Consider the following 14,013-nt stretch of genomic DNA (forward strand, 5'->3'; position numbering starts at 1 on the left):
GCTTACGGACGCGCGTTCGCGTCCAGCACCTTGTTCCACTCGGTCACGCGCTCGGCCTTGGCGGCCAGCACCGCGGCGGTGTCGCCCTCGATCTTGACCGAGTTGATCTTGTCGCCCTGCTGCACGGTATCGACGATGTCCTGGCCTTCCAGGACCTTGCCGAACACGGTGTGCTTGCCGTCGAGCCAATCGCAGACGATGTGGGTGATGAAGAACTGGCTGCCGTTGGTGCCCGGGCCGGCGTTGGCCATCGACAGCACGCCGCGCTGGTGGCCCAGGCCGTTGCGGGTCTCGTCCTCGAAGCGGTAGCCCGGGCCGCCGGTGCCGGTGCCCTGCGGGCAGCCGCCCTGGATCATGAAGTTCGGGATCACCCGGTGGAAGCTGAGGTTGTCGTAGAAGCCGCGCTGGGCCAGGTTGACGAAGTTGGCGACGGTCAGCGGCGCCTTCTCGGCGGCGAGTTCGACGCGGATCGGGCCGCGCGAGGTGTCGAAGGTGGCGATCAGGCTCATGCAACGTGCTCCAGGGGGCGATGGGGAATGGGGTGGATCGTCGCCGGCCGAGATGGCGACGGCGGGGGCGATCCACAAGGGTACCGAAGCGACGAACCCGCCGGCCGCCGCTGCCGGAGCCGTCCAAGCCGCGACAGCGCCGGGCCAAGGCCGCCGCAGCAGCCGCGCCGAGGCCGCGAAGTCCGCCGCCGCCCGATACTTCGCACAGCCGGGTGAGATTACGCGGCCGCACTGGCGGCCTCGCGGCGTCGGAAACCCCGCGTTTTACCCGGTTTCCGCGCGGTCGCCGTCCGCGCCGGCCCTGTCGGGCCGGGCCGAAACCGCCGCCGGCCCGTTCAGCTTGCTGGGTCGCTGAACAAAAACCCCCGCCCGCACAGGCGTTTGCCGTATTTGCCCGGTATAATGGCCGGCTTCCTTCCAACGTCTAGGCGCCTTACGGCGTCCTCCCGCATGTCCATCGAACGCCTGCGCAATATCGCCATCGTCGCCCACGTCGACCATGGCAAGACCACCCTCGTCGACCAGCTGCTGAAGCAGTCGGGCACCCTGAACGAGCGCGCCGTGGTCCCGGACCGCGTGATGGACAGCAACGACCTGGAAAAGGAACGCGGCATCACGATCCTGTCCAAGAACACCGCGATCCGCTGGACCAATCCCAACACCAAGGAAGTCTGGCGCATCAACATCGTCGACACCCCGGGCCACGCCGACTTCGGCGGCGAGGTCGAGCGCGTGCTGTCGATGGTCGACTCGGTGCTGATCCTGGTCGACGCGATGGACGGCCCGATGCCGCAGACCCGCTTCGTCACCCAGAAGGCCTTCGCGATGGGCTTCAAGCCGATCGTCGTGGTCAACAAGGTCGACCGTCCGGGCGCGCGCGCCAGCTGGGTGCTGGACCAGACCTTCGACCTGTTCGACCGCCTCGGCGCGACCGACGACCAGCTCGACTTCACCACCGTCTACGCCTCGGGCCTGCAGGGCTACGCCGGCATGGACGAGAGCGTGCGCGGCGGCGACATGACCCCGCTGTTCGAAGCCATCTGCGACCACGTGCCGGCGCCGCCGGTCGATCCGGAAGGCCCGTTCCAGATGCGCGTGACCTCGCTGGACTACAACAACTACGTCGGCGTGATCGGCGTCGGCCGCATCCAGCGCGGCAAGATCAAGACCAACCAGCAGGTCACCGTGATCTCCGCCGCCGACGGCAAGCCTCGCAACGCCAAGGTGCTGCAGGTGCTCGGCTTCATGGGCCTGGAGCGCGTCGAAGTCGGCGAAGCGCAGGCCGGCGACATCATCGCGTTCTCCGGCATCGAGGCGCTCGGCATCTCCGACACCATCTGCGATCCGTCCGCGGTCGAGCAGCTGCCGGTGCTGACGGTGGACGAGCCGACCATCTCGATGACCTTCCAGGTCAACGACTCGCCGTTCGCCGGCGTGAAGGACCGCAGCGGCGGCAAGTTCCTGACCTCGCGCCAGCTGCGCGACCGCCTCACCCGCGAGACCCAGCACAACGTCGCGCTCAAGGTCGAGGACACCCAGGACGCCGACAAGTTCAAGGTCTCCGGCCGCGGCGAGCTGCACCTGTCGATCCTGATCGAGAACATGCGCCGCGAAGGCTACGAGCTGGCGGTGTCGCGTCCGGAAGTCATCATCAAGGAAATCGACGGCATCATGCAGGAGCCGTACGAGTCGCTGGTGGTGGACATGGAAGAGCAGTTCCAGGGCGGCGTCATGGGCCGCCTGGGCGAGCGCAAGGCGCTGCTGCAGAACATGGAACCCGACGGCAAGGGCCGCGTGCGCCTGGACTACATCATCCCGGCGCGCGGCCTGATCGGCTTCCAGACCGAGTTCCGCACGCTCACCGCCGGCACCGGCCTGCTGTTCCACGTGTTCGACCATTACGGCCCGAAGGCCGACGGCCAGATCGGCCAGCGCCAGAACGGCGTGCTGATCTCCAACGGCACCGGCCCCTCGCCGGCCTACGCGCAGATCGCCATGCAGGAGCGCGGCCGATTGTTCATCGAGCCGGGCGAGGAGATCTACGAGGGCCAGATCGTCGGCATCAACAGCAAGGACAACGACCTCACCGTCAACGCCCTGCGCGGCAAGCAGCTGACCAACTTCCGCGCGTCCGGCAAGGACGACGACGAAGGCCTGATCCCGCCGATCAAGTTCTCGCTGGAGCAGGCGCTGGAATTCATCGACGACGACGAACTGGTCGAGATCACCCCCAAGGCGATCCGCCTGCGCAAGAAGTTCCGCAGCGAGACCGACCGCAAGCGCGCTTCGCGCGCGGCCTGATCGCGATGAGGGCGCGGACCGCAACCGCCGGTCCGCGCCCCGCTCCGCACGCCGCGCAACGCGGCGTCGCGCGCGGTCTGCGTATTTTTTCCGCTTCGATCCCCACCCCGATCTTCGATTCCGGCCGCGCCGTCGCAGTTGCGCCGCGCCGCTGCGCCCTTGGGCGGTTGCAAAAAAGTCCGCGCACGGGGAACCTGCGCGCGTGAGCGAGATCGAAGCGAAATGGAATTGCATCCCCTGATCTGGTGGTTGGCCGGCCTGGTGCCGGGACTGGCCTTGGGCTGGTGGCTGCGCGCGCGCATCGCCGCGAAGCAGCCGATCCGGCACATCCCCGCCGTGCAGGCGCCGCCGTCGGCGCCACCCGTCGCCGACGCGGACACCGCCCCCGAACCGCTCGCCGCACCGGCGCGTCCGGCCGCCGTCGCGGCGCCGCCAATCGCGCCCGCCGATCCTGCCCCGCCGGCCGCGCCGCCCGCGGACCCGGTACCGCCCGCCGCCGAGCCGCCGGCGTGGCCCGACGCCGTGCAGGACCTGTTCGACCGCGGCCAGGCCGTGGAGGCGATCGTGCTGATCCGCCGCAGCCTCGGCGCGCCGCTTGCGCGCAAGGCCGCGCGCGAGCGGTTCGCCGACCCGGGCGCGTCCGCGCCGCTGCCCGCCGAGGTGCGCAAGCTCGCCGACGAGGGCAAGAAGCTCGATGCGATCCGGCGGCTGTGCGACCTCACCCACATGGACCTGCCGATCGCGCAACGGCTGGTCGAACACTACGTGGCCCATCCGAGCCGATGACCGATCCCGGCCCGCACTACGACGCCAATCCCAAGGCCCACCCCGGACTGCACGCGATCGCCGCGGTCGAAGCCGGCAAGGGCCTGCTCGCGCTGTCGGCCGCCAGCGGCCTGGAACTGCTCGGCCCGGCGCCACTGCAGCGCTGGATCGAACTGCTGATCCGCCGCTTCCATCTCGATCCCGAGCACGGCTCGATGGCCTGGCTCGCGCACAGCATCAGCCCCGGCTCGGTGCACCTGGCCGCCGGCATCGTGTTCGCCTACGCCGCGCTGCACCTGGTGGAAGCCTGGGGCCTGTGGAAGGCCAAGGCCTGGGCCTCGTGGCTGGGCTGCCTCGGCGCGGCGCTGTACCTGCCGTTCGATCTCTACGCGTTGGCGCGCCATCCCGGCTGGCTCGCGATCGCCGTTCTCATAATCAACGTGATCGTGGTTTGGGTTCTCGCCCGCGACATCCTCAAACGTCGGCATTAGTCCACACGCCGGCACGCCGATGACGCCGGCGACCGCGCATGCGGTCGCGCGCGCGTTGCGCAATAGCGATCACACCCGCCTGCGCGGAACCCGCATCCGCGCCGGACAACGCGCGCATTCGTGGCGCGCTTCGCGTCCGTACCGGTCTCCAATCACAGGCTGCGCGCCACAGGCCGGTGTATCGTGGTTCGGTCGCGGCCGCACGCCGCGACGGCGTCGGCGACGCAGGCGATTCACCGGCATATCGGCGCCTCCCCCCAGCAGAGGAACGCTCATGAAGACCTGGTCCAAGCCCCAGATCCGCGAAATCCCGTGCGGCTGCGAAATCAATTCGTACTCGTCCGGCGATCTGTTCTGAGCATGCCCGCTTCCGCCGTCGCCACGCGCGCGCGGACGCGCCCCGAATCGACGGACCGTCCGACGGGACCTCGATGATGCGCATCCTCGTGCTCGGAGCGGCGGCCGGAGGCGGCTATCCGCAGTGGAACTGCAACACGCCCGGCAGCCGCCGGGCGTGGCACGAGCAAGACGGCGCCAAACGCCGCAGCCAGGCCAGCATCGCGGTCAGCGCCGACGGCGAACGCTGGCTGCTGGTCAACGCCTCGCCCGACTTCCGCCAGCAGGTGCTGGCGCTGCCGTCGCTGTGGCCGCGCCGCGGACTGCGCCATTCGCCGATCGAGGCGGTGCTGCTCAGCAGCGGCGAGATCGACCACATCGCCGGCCTGCTGTCGATGCGCGAACGCCAGCGCTTCGACCTGTGGGCCAGCGCGCGCGTGCATGCGCTGCTCGCGCAGAACCCGATCTTCGACGCCCTGCATCCCGACTACGTCACGCGCAAGCCGCTGGCGCTGGACACGCCGACCGACATGGTCGGCCTGGATTCGCTGCTGGGCCTGCGCGTGACCGCGTTTTCCGTGCCCGGCAAGGTGCCGTTGTTCATGGAGTCGCGCAGCCCGGACCTGCGCGGCGGCAACGAGGAAACCCTGGGCCTGGAGATCACCGACGGGCGCGAGCGTTTCTACTACATTCCCGGCTGCGCGGCGCTGACCCAGGCGCTGCGCGAGCGCTTGCGCGGCGCCGCGCTGGTGTTCTTCGACGGCACCTTGTGGCGCGACGACGAAATGCAGCGCGCCGGCGTCGGCAGCAAGACCGGCGCGCGCATGGGCCACATGAGCATCGCCGGCGGCAACGGCGCCGACGACGCCGGCACGCTCGCCGCGTTCGCCGGCCTGGACGTGCGGCGCAAGCTGTTCATCCACCTCAACACCACCAACCCCGTGCTCGACGAAGCCTCGCCCGAGCGCGCGCACGTGCGCGCGCAAGGCTGGGAAGTCGCCGAGGACGGCATGGAACTGACGATATGAACGCCGCCACCGCGCCGGACGCGCACGCCGTCCAGACCGCGCGCGCGCGCGCCGACGCCGGCGCGCCGCTGTCGCCCGACGAACTCGAAGCGCGCCTGCGCGCGATCGGCGCCGAGCGCTACCACGACAAGCATCCCTTCCATGTGCTGCTGCACAGCGGCCGGCTCGGCCGCGTCCAGGTCCAGGCCTGGGCGCTGAACCGGTTCGAGTACCAGCGCTGCATCCCGCTCAAGGACGCCGCCCTGCTCGCCCGCATCGAGGACCCGCAACTGCGCCGGGTGTGGCGCCAGCGCATCGTCGACCACGACGGCGAACGCGAAGGCGACGGCGGCATCGCCCGCTGGCTGCGCCTGACCGACGCGCTCGGGCTCGACCGCGAACTGGTCGAATCCGGGCGCGCGCTGCTGCCGGCCACCCGCTTCGCGGTGCAGGCCTATCTGCAGTTCGTGCGCGAGCGCAGCCTGCTGGAAGCCATCGCCTCCTCGCTGACCGAACTGTTCGCGCCGGCGATCATCGGCCAGCGCGTGGCCGGCATGCTGGCCCACTACGACTTCGTGTCCAGCGACGCGCTGGCCTATTTCGACTCGCGCCTGCGGCAAGCGCCGCAGGACGCGGACTTCGCCCTGGACTACGTCAAGCGCCACGCCGCCACGCGCGCGCAGCAGGAATCGGCCCTGGCCGCGCTGCGCTTCAAGTGCGACGTGCTGTGGTCGATGCTCGACGCGCTGCACCTGGCCTACGTCGAGCCGCGCCTGGTTCCGCCGGGCGCGTTCCATCCCGCGCAGGCGCGGCCATGAGCGCGACCATCGACGCCGGCAGCGTGCTGCGCTTTCCGGTCGGCGTGCGTCTGCAGCACGACCGCGCGCGCGAGCGCTGGGTGTTGCAGGCGCCCGAGCGGGTGGTCGAGCTGGACGAGATCGCGCATGCGGTGCTGACCCACGTCGACGGCCGCTGCGACGTCGAGGCGATCGTCGCCGCGCTCGCCGCCGAATACGGCGCCGACGCCGGCGAGATCTACGGCGACGTCATCGAACTGTTCTCCAGCCTGCTGGAAAAACGCATGCTGGCGTTCGCGCCGCGGCTGTCGTGAGCGCGCAGCGATGAGCGCGGCGCGATCGGGCGGCCGGCCAAGGCGTTCGTCGCGATGAGCGCGCGGCGGCGCACCGCGCGGGCGCGCAGCGGCGCGACGACGGCCGCGGGCGCGCGGCGATGAACGCGCGCCCGGCCGCCTTCGCCGCGCCCGAACCGCCGCTGGCGGTGCTGCTCGAACTCACCCATCGCTGCCCGCTGGCCTGCCCGTATTGCTCCAACCCGCTGCAACTGGTCGGCCTGCGCCAGGAACTGGACACCGCGCAGTGGCAGCGCGTGCTCGCGGAAGCGGCCGAACTCGGCGTGCTGCAGGCGCACTTCTCCGGCGGCGAACCGACCCTGCGCAAGGATCTGGCCGACCTGCTGCGCCACGCCCGCGCGCACGGCCTGTACTGCAACCTGATCACCTCCGGCGTCGGCCTGACGCGCGAGCGCTTGCAGGAACTGCAGCGCGCCGGCCTCGACCACCTACAGCTGAGCCTGCAGGACAGCCGCGCCGACGGCGCCGACCGGATCGCCGGCTATGCCGGCGCGCACGCGCGCAAGCTCGCCCTGGCGCGCTGGTGCGGCGAACTGGAACTGCCGCTGACCCTCAACGCGGTGATCCACCGCCACAACGCCGAGCGCGTCGGCGAGATGATCGACCTGGCGGTCGAGCTCGGCGCCGGCCGGCTCGAAGTCGCCCATACCCAGTACTACGGCTGGGGCCTGAGGAACCGCGCCGCGCTGCTGCCCACGCGCGCCCAGTTCGACGCGGCCAGCGCCGCGGTCGCCGACGCGCGCGAACGCCTGCGCGGGGGCCTGACCATCGACTACGTCACCCCCGACTACTACGCGCGCCGGCCCAAGCCGTGCATGGGCGGCTGGGGCCGGCGCTTCGTCAACATCACCCCCGAAGGCAAGGTGCTGCCTTGCCACGCCGCCGAGACCATCGACGGCCTGCGGTTCGACAGCGTGCTCGAACGCGGCCTGGGCGAAATCTGGCGCGACTCCGATGCCTTCAACCGCTACCGCGGCACCGCCTGGATGCCCGAACCCTGCCGCGGCTGCGAACACCGCGAACGCGACTGGGGCGGCTGCCGCTGCCAGGCGCTGGCGCTGAGCGGACGCGCCGACACCCTCGACCCGGTGTGCGAGAAATCGCCCGACCATGCCGGCCTGCGTGCGCTGACCGAACGCGAATCGCAGGCCCCGGCCCCAGAGTTCGTCTACCGACGCCCCGGCCGCTGAGCGTTGCCGCCTAGCGTCCTGTAGGAGCGGCGCGCGCCGCGCCCCACCGAAGCGATGCACGCAAGCGCTGCCGCTCGACGCTGCAGATCATCCATCGCGCCGCGGTGAAGCGCTCGGTGTCCCGGTCTGCGGGGAACCGGCCCTCGCGCAGACCGCTTCGGTGAGTCGCGGCGCGCGCCGCTTTTGGAGGCGGGCCATGTGCGAACGCACCGCCGCCAACAACCGCCGACGCCACGCGATCCCCCGTCCACCCCGCACCCGCTTCCGCCCGCAACCGCCGCAGGCATACTCGCTTCGCCCTGCCCTCTCGCCCCGGAACCGGCCATGCCCGCCCCGTCCACCGCATCGCGCCCGACCGCACCCGCCCGCGTTTCCGCCGCGCCCTGGGCCGCCCTCGCCTGGCCTTGCGCCGCACTCGCCTGCCTCGCCCTCGCCGCGTGCGCCGGCGGCGCCGCGCCGCGGCCGCCGCAGCCCATCGCCGCCACCGCTGCGGCCGCGCCGCGCGACTTCGTGCCCGGCGACCCGCTGCGCATCGCCGAGGCCGACACCGCCTCGCTGGCCGCGCGCATGGCCGGCGGCGAACTCACCAGCTCGCGCCTGACCCAGGCCTACCTCGACCGCATCGCCGCGCTCGACGACGCCGGCCCGCAGCTCAACGCGGTGATCGAACTCAATCCCAACGCGCTCGGCGAAGCGCGCGCGCTCGACGAGGAACGCAAGGCCGGGCGCGTGCGCGGCCCGCTGCACGGCATCCCGGTGCTGATCAAGGACAACATCGATGCGGTGCCGATGGTCAACTCGGCCGGCTCGCTCGCGCTGGCCGCGCACCGGCCGCGGCAGGACGCGCCGCTGGTGGCCGCGTTGCGCGGCGCCGGCGCGGTGATCCTGGGCAAGACCAACCTCAGCGAATGGGCGAACTTCCGCTCCGACCGCTCGATCTCCGGCTGGAGCGGCCGCGGCGGCCTCACCCGCAATCCCTACGCGCTCGACCGCAGCGCCTGCGGTTCCAGCAGCGGCACCGGCGCGGCCATCGCCGCCAGCCTGGCCGCGGTGGGCGTAGGCACCGAGACCGACGGCAGCATCCTGTGCCCGGCGGCGATGAACGGCCTGGTCGGGTTCAAGCCCAGCGTCGGCCTGGTCAGCCGCGCCGGCATCATCCCGATCTCGCACAGCCAGGACACCGCCGGCCCGATGGCGCGCAGCGTCGCCGACGCGGCGCAGCTGCTCGACGCCCTGGCCGCGGCCGAAGCCGGCGGCGACGCGGCGGCGCAGGCGGCCGCCGGCAAGCGCGCGCAGGACTTCGCCGCCGCGCTCGACGCCGACGCCCTGCACGGCGCGCGCCTGGGCCTGCTGCGCGACACCGGGGTCAAGACCCATCCCGACCAGGACGCGGCGCTGCAGCGTGCGCTCAAGTCCATGCGCGAGGCCGGCGCCACCGTCGTCGAAGTGCGCATGCCGACCCAAGGCAAATGGAATGCGGCCGAGTTCCAGGTGCTGCTGTACGAATTCAAGGACGGCCTGCAGCGCTACCTGCAGGGCAGCGACGCGCCGGTGAAGACCCTGGACGAACTGATCGCCTTCAACCGCGCCAACGCCGCGCGCGAGATGCCGTTCTTCGGCCAGGAACTATTGGAACAGGCGGCGAAGAAGGGCCCGCTGAGCGATGCCGCCTACCGCAAGGCCGCCGCCCAGGCGCGCCAGCTCGCCGGCGCGCAGGGCATCGACGCGCTGATGAAGAAGCACAAGCTCGACGCGCTGATCGCCCCGGCCACCGCGCCGGCGTTCATGGTCGACCCGGTCAACGGCGATCAATTCGGCGGTTCCAGCTGGGGCGCCGCCGCGGTCGCCGGCTATCCGAGCCTGACCGTGCCGATGGGCGAAGCTCACGGCTTGCCGGTCGGCCTGGCGTTCATGGCCCGGCGCTGGGACGACGCCCGGCTGCTGTCGCTGGGCTACGCCTTCGAGCAGCTCATCCAGGCGCGCACCGCGCCGAAGTATCGGGTGACGTTGAGCCCCTGAGATCGTCGCCGCTTTGGTTTTTGTGGGAGGGACTTCAGTCCCGACGCTCTTGTCCCAGTTCGCCGCGACCTGATCCAAAGGCATCGGGACTGAAGTCCCTCCCACAAAGAAAAAGCCCGCCTCGCGGCGGGCTGTTTCGTTCAAGCGAACCTCCAATCCTCAAGCCGGCGCCGCGATCTGCACCTGCTTGCGCACGATCAGCATCGCCACTTCCAGCGCCTGCTCGTAGTTCAGGCGCGGATCGACCGTCGAGCGGTATGCGCGCTCCAGGTCGCTTTCGGTCAGTTCGCGCGCGCCGCCCAGGCATTCGGTCACGTCCTCGCCGGTCAGCTCCAGGTGCACGCCGCCCAGGCGGGTGCCGGCCGCGGCGTGCAGTTCGAAGCTCAGCTCGATCTCGGCGCGGATGTTGCGGAAGCGACGGGTCTTGTAGCCGTTGCTGGTGCTCTCGGTGTTGCCGTGCATCGGATCGCACACCCACAGCACGCGGCGGCCGTCGCGGCGCATCGCATCGAGCAGCGGCGGCAGCTTGTCGGCGACCGTGCTCGCGCCCATGCGGTGGATGAAGGTCAGCCGGCCCGGCTCGTCCTCAGGGTTGAGCAAGTCGATGGTGCGCAGCAGTTGGTCCGCCGTCACCGACGGACCGACCTTGAGCGCGATCGGGTTGCGGATGCCGCGGAAGTACTCGGCGTGGGCGCCGTCCACCGCCGCGGTGCGCATGCCGATCCACGGGTAGTGGGTGCTGAGGTTGAAGTGGCCCCAGTGGCGCGGCACCTGCCGGGTCAGCGATTCCTCGTACGGCAGCAGCAACGCTTCGTGCGAGGTGTAGAAGTCGACCCGGTTGAGGTTGTGCACCTCGGCGCCCGACAGCGTCTCCATGAAGCGCACCGCGTCGCCGATGGCGTTGACCATGCGCCGGTACTCGTCGGCCAGCGGCGAGTGGCCGACCCAGCTCAGGTTCCAGTATTCGGGATGGTGCAGGTCGGCGAAACCGCCGTCGATCAGCGCGCGCACGAAGTTCATCGTCATCGACGAACGCGCGTGGCCCTTGATCATGCGGCGCGGGTCCGGCTTGCGCGCGGCCTCGTTGAACGCCGGCGCGTTGACCATATCGCCGCGGTAGCTCGGCAGGGTCACCCCGTCGATGGTTTCGGTGTCGGCCGAACGCGGCTTGGCGTACTGGCCGGCGAAGCGGCCCACGCGCACCACCGGCTTGCGCATGCCGTGCACCAGCACCAGGCTCATCTGCAACAGCACCTTGAGCCGGTTGGAGATGACGTCGGAGGAGCACTGGTCGAAGCTCTCCGCGCAATCGCCGCCCTGCAGCAAAAATCGCTTGCCCTCCTGCGCCTCGGCCAGTTGCTGCTTGAGCGAGAGGATCTCCCACGACGTCACCAGCGGCGGCAGATGGCGCAGCTCGGCCAACGCGCTCTCGAGTTCGGCCTGGTCCGGATAAGTCGGCAGCTGCAGTGCGGTGCGCTCGCGCCAGGAGGTCGGGCTCCAGTCGGCGGGAAGGTTGACGGCACGGAGGTTGCTGCGATCGGAGGCGCTCATTTGCTTGGTTCCGTTGGGTGTCGCGGTGTGTGGGAGGCTTGCGGTGGATGGGAAGGGTGGCGAAGCTGTGCGGTGCGGCTTAGCGGCTTACTTGGGCGAACGGGGGCGGAACGCGGCATAGGCCGCCCACAGCGCCAGCACGACGAAACAGATCAGGCTCCAGGCCGGCATCGCCAGGCCGAGGAAGGTCCAGTCGACGTTGGCGCATTCGCCCGAGCCGGTCATGACCTTGCGGATCACGCCGCCGATCGGCATCGCCTGCATCATGTAATCGAGGCCGGGACCGCAGGCCGGAACCTGGTCCGGCGGCAGGTGTTGCAGGCGCACGTGGTTGCTGGCCACGGCGATGCCGGCGCCGGCGGCGACCAGGGCGAGCACGCCCCAGATCCGGCGGCCCAGCGGCTTGCCCGGCCCGTGGATGGCGCCGAGCAGGAACATCAGGCCCAGCGCCGCGAACGCCACGCGCTGGAAGATGCACAGCGGGCACGGCTCGAGGTGTTGGTAGAACTGAAGGTACACGGCATACGCGAGCAAGCCCGCGCAGGCCAGGAAGCCGAGCAGGAACTGGATCCGGAAGGAGGCTTTGAAGGGATTCATGTACACACCATACGGGGCGGGGTCGGGTCGTGCCAATGTCGAATCGGCATGTGATTGGGCAACGCTGCGTCGCGTCGCAGCCCACATGGACTGCGCCGGCGGCGCGAAAGTTGCCGCCCTGCGACGATTCGTCCGCGCGACGATCGCCCGCCTCATGCCGGCCCAGTTGGTGCCGATCCGACCGCTCTGTCCTGTCTGCCCGCGTCCTCCTCGCTGCCTGGGCCCGACCCTACCGGTTCGGGACGTTTACCGCGGTAACCGTTGCCGGCGTAACCGTCGCCGGAAAGCAAAAACCCCGACCTCTCGGCCGGGGTTTCGCTCGCAGGGCCCCCGACCGCGATGGCCGAGACCCAGTGTGCTGGCTGTCCGTCGCGCCGGATGCGGCGCGGACGGGGAATTACTCGGACGCCGCTTCCGGACGGTCCACCAGCTCGACGTAAGCCATCGGCGCGTTGTCGCCGGCGCGGAAACCGCACTTGAGGATGCGCAGGTAGCCGCCCGGACGGGTCGCGTAGCGCGGGCCCAGGGTGGTGAACAGGGTGCCGACCGCTTCCTTGTCGCGCAGGCGCGAGAACGCCAGGCGGCGGTTGGCGACGCCGTCGACCTTGGCCAGGGTGATCAGCGGCTCGGCGACGCGGCGCAGTTCCTTGGCCTTCGGCAGGGTGGTGCGGATGAGGCCGTGCTTGATCAGCGAAGCGGCCATGTTGGTGAACATGGCATCGCGGTGGGCGCTGGTACGGCTGAACTTACGACCGGATTTCTGATGACGCATGACGGTGATTCCTGTGAATGTTGTGACGGTTGGCGTTCGCTGTCGCCATCCAGGCGTTGGAGCATTGGACTGCGGATGGTCCGAACCGGGCTTCCTTGACCGGTTGGCCGCGGACCTTGGGGGCCGTCGGCGGGGTGTTGCGGTGACGCTGGGTATTACGGTGGCGCAGGTGGATCAGGCGTCCGCGCTTCGGCGGGCTTCGGCGTGGACGCCTGTCGTTCCCCTGCCCGGCGCAGCGCGCCGGGCGTTCGCCCCGGCCGCGCGGCAGCGCCGCGCAGCTAGGCCGGGGTTCACCCCATCATCCCGTGCGAGGCGATGCCCGCCGGCGGCCAGTTCTCGAGCTTCATGCCGAGCGACAGGCCGCGCTGAGCCAGCACTTCCTTGATCTCGGTGAGCGACTTCTTGCCCAGGTTCGGGGTCTTGAGCAGCTCGACCTCGGTCTTCTGGATCAGATCGCCGACGTAGTAGATGCTCTCGGCCTTGAGGCAGTTGGCCGAACGCACGGTCAGCTCGAGATCGTCGATCGGGCGCAGCAGGATCGGATCGATGCCGCTGGTGGCCGGCTTCTGCGCGCCGCGGTCGCGGTGGGTGAAGTCGCCGAACACCGACAGCTGGTCGGTGAGGATGTCGGCGGCGGTGCGCACGGCTTCCTCGGCGTCGATCGTGCCGTTGGTCTCGATGTCCAGGACCAGCTTGTCCAGGTCGGTGCGCTGCTCGACGCGCGCGGCTTCCACGGCGTAGGCGACGCGGCGGACCGGCGAGAAGCTGGCGTCCAGGACCAGGCGGCCGATCGCGCGGCTCTCTTCGTCCGGACGACGGCGCGAGGCCGCCGGCTGGTAGCCGAAGCCGCGCTCGATCTTCAGACGCATGTTGATCGCCGTGTCCTTGGTCAGGTGGCAGATCACGTGGTCGTTGTTGAGGATTTCGACGTTGTGGTCGGTCTTGATGTCGCCGGCGGTGACGATGCCGGGGCCCTGCTTGGCCAGCGACAGCGTCGACGACTCGCCGGTATGCATGCGGATGGCCACGTCCTTCAGGTTCAGCAGGACTTCCAGCACGTCCTCTTCCAGACCTTCGACCGTGGTGTACTCATGCAGCACGCCGTCGATTTCGACCTCGGTGATGGCGAAACCCGGGATCGACGACAGCAGCACGCGGCGCAGCGCGTTGCCCAGCGTGTGGCCGTAACCGCGCTCCAACGGCTCGATCACGACTTTGGCGCGATTGCCGGCGAGGCGTTCGATCTGCGGGCCACGCGGGCGCAGTACCTGGTTGGCGGTAACCGTCATGTTTCGGTGTCTCCAATGACCTTCGCCGGGGGGCGA

Annotated in this window: 13 protein-coding genes; 8 read left to right on the forward strand and 5 right to left on the reverse strand. The window is 70.3% G+C overall.

Annotation, left to right across the window (positions count from 1 at the left end):
- Positions 1 to 2: 2 nt before the first annotated feature.
- Complete coding sequence (locus tag BLV01_RS23245; protein WP_091805860.1) at positions 3 to 509, reverse strand: peptidylprolyl isomerase; 507 nt, start codon at positions 507 to 509, stop codon at positions 3 to 5.
- A 450-nt stretch (positions 510 to 959) separates the two neighbouring features.
- Here BLV01_RS23245 and typA point away from each other — a divergent pair, with 450 nt between their 5' ends.
- From typA to BLV01_RS23290, 8 genes are all read left to right on the forward strand, one after another.
- On the forward strand, positions 960 to 2,810 hold the full coding sequence (typA, locus tag BLV01_RS23250) for a translational GTPase TypA (RefSeq protein WP_091805863.1): 1,851 nt from the start codon (positions 960 to 962) through the stop codon (positions 2,808 to 2,810).
- Between the two features lie 222 nt (positions 2,811 to 3,032).
- Positions 3,033 to 3,596, forward strand: a complete 564-nt coding sequence (locus BLV01_RS26495; RefSeq protein ID WP_091805866.1) for a hypothetical protein — start codon at positions 3,033 to 3,035, stop codon at positions 3,594 to 3,596.
- Positions 3,593 to 4,066: a DUF2127 domain-containing protein gene (locus BLV01_RS23260; protein ID WP_091805869.1), complete on the forward strand. Its 474-nt coding sequence runs from the start codon at positions 3,593 to 3,595 to the stop codon at positions 4,064 to 4,066. The genes BLV01_RS26495 and BLV01_RS23260 overlap by 4 nt, the downstream gene beginning before the upstream one ends.
- Positions 4,067 to 4,500: 434 nt before the next feature.
- Positions 4,501 to 5,430: a pyrroloquinoline quinone biosynthesis protein PqqB gene (gene pqqB, locus BLV01_RS23270; protein WP_091805910.1), complete on the forward strand. Its 930-nt coding sequence runs from the start codon at positions 4,501 to 4,503 to the stop codon at positions 5,428 to 5,430.
- On the forward strand, positions 5,427 to 6,227 hold the full coding sequence (gene pqqC, locus BLV01_RS23275) for a pyrroloquinoline-quinone synthase PqqC (RefSeq protein WP_091805874.1): 801 nt from the start codon (positions 5,427 to 5,429) through the stop codon (positions 6,225 to 6,227). The genes pqqB and pqqC overlap by 4 nt, the downstream gene beginning before the upstream one ends.
- Complete coding sequence (pqqD, locus tag BLV01_RS23280; RefSeq protein ID WP_057948528.1) at positions 6,224 to 6,520, forward strand: pyrroloquinoline quinone biosynthesis peptide chaperone PqqD; 297 nt, start codon at positions 6,224 to 6,226, stop codon at positions 6,518 to 6,520. Before pqqC ends, pqqD begins: the two co-directional genes overlap by 4 nt.
- Positions 6,521 to 6,639: 119 nt before the next feature.
- Positions 6,640 to 7,749, forward strand: coding sequence for a pyrroloquinoline quinone biosynthesis protein PqqE (gene pqqE / locus BLV01_RS23285; RefSeq protein ID WP_091805877.1), 1,110 nt, complete (start codon positions 6,640 to 6,642; stop codon positions 7,747 to 7,749).
- Between the two features lie 324 nt (positions 7,750 to 8,073).
- A complete protein-coding gene (locus tag BLV01_RS23290) occupies positions 8,074 to 9,768 on the forward strand; it encodes an amidase (RefSeq protein WP_091805881.1) in 1,695 nt (564 codons plus the stop codon).
- A 159-nt stretch (positions 9,769 to 9,927) separates the two neighbouring features.
- Here the strand turns inward: BLV01_RS23290 and BLV01_RS23295 are convergent, their stop codons facing one another.
- From BLV01_RS23295 to rpoA, 4 genes are all read right to left on the reverse strand, one after another.
- Positions 9,928 to 11,319 carry a class II 3-deoxy-7-phosphoheptulonate synthase gene (locus BLV01_RS23295; RefSeq protein ID WP_091805884.1) on the reverse strand — a complete coding sequence of 464 codons (1,392 nt, stop codon included), beginning with the start codon at positions 11,317 to 11,319 and terminating at the stop codon, positions 9,928 to 9,930.
- An 87-nt stretch (positions 11,320 to 11,406) separates the two neighbouring features.
- Complete coding sequence (locus BLV01_RS23300) at positions 11,407 to 11,916, reverse strand: disulfide bond formation protein B (RefSeq protein ID WP_091805913.1); 510 nt, start codon at positions 11,914 to 11,916, stop codon at positions 11,407 to 11,409.
- Positions 11,917 to 12,313: 397 nt separating this feature from the next.
- Positions 12,314 to 12,688: a 50S ribosomal protein L17 gene (gene rplQ, locus BLV01_RS23305; RefSeq protein WP_091805887.1), complete on the reverse strand. Its 375-nt coding sequence runs from the start codon at positions 12,686 to 12,688 to the stop codon at positions 12,314 to 12,316.
- 290 nt (positions 12,689 to 12,978) lie between these two features.
- Positions 12,979 to 13,977 carry a DNA-directed RNA polymerase subunit alpha gene (rpoA, locus tag BLV01_RS23310; protein WP_091805890.1) on the reverse strand — a complete coding sequence of 333 codons (999 nt, stop codon included), beginning with the start codon at positions 13,975 to 13,977 and terminating at the stop codon, positions 12,979 to 12,981.
- Positions 13,978 to 14,013: the final 36 nt, after the last annotated feature.

Origin of the sequence: Lysobacter sp. yr284 (assembly GCF_900107375.1) — a bacterium.
Taxonomy (GTDB): domain Bacteria; phylum Pseudomonadota; class Gammaproteobacteria; order Xanthomonadales; family Xanthomonadaceae; genus Lysobacter.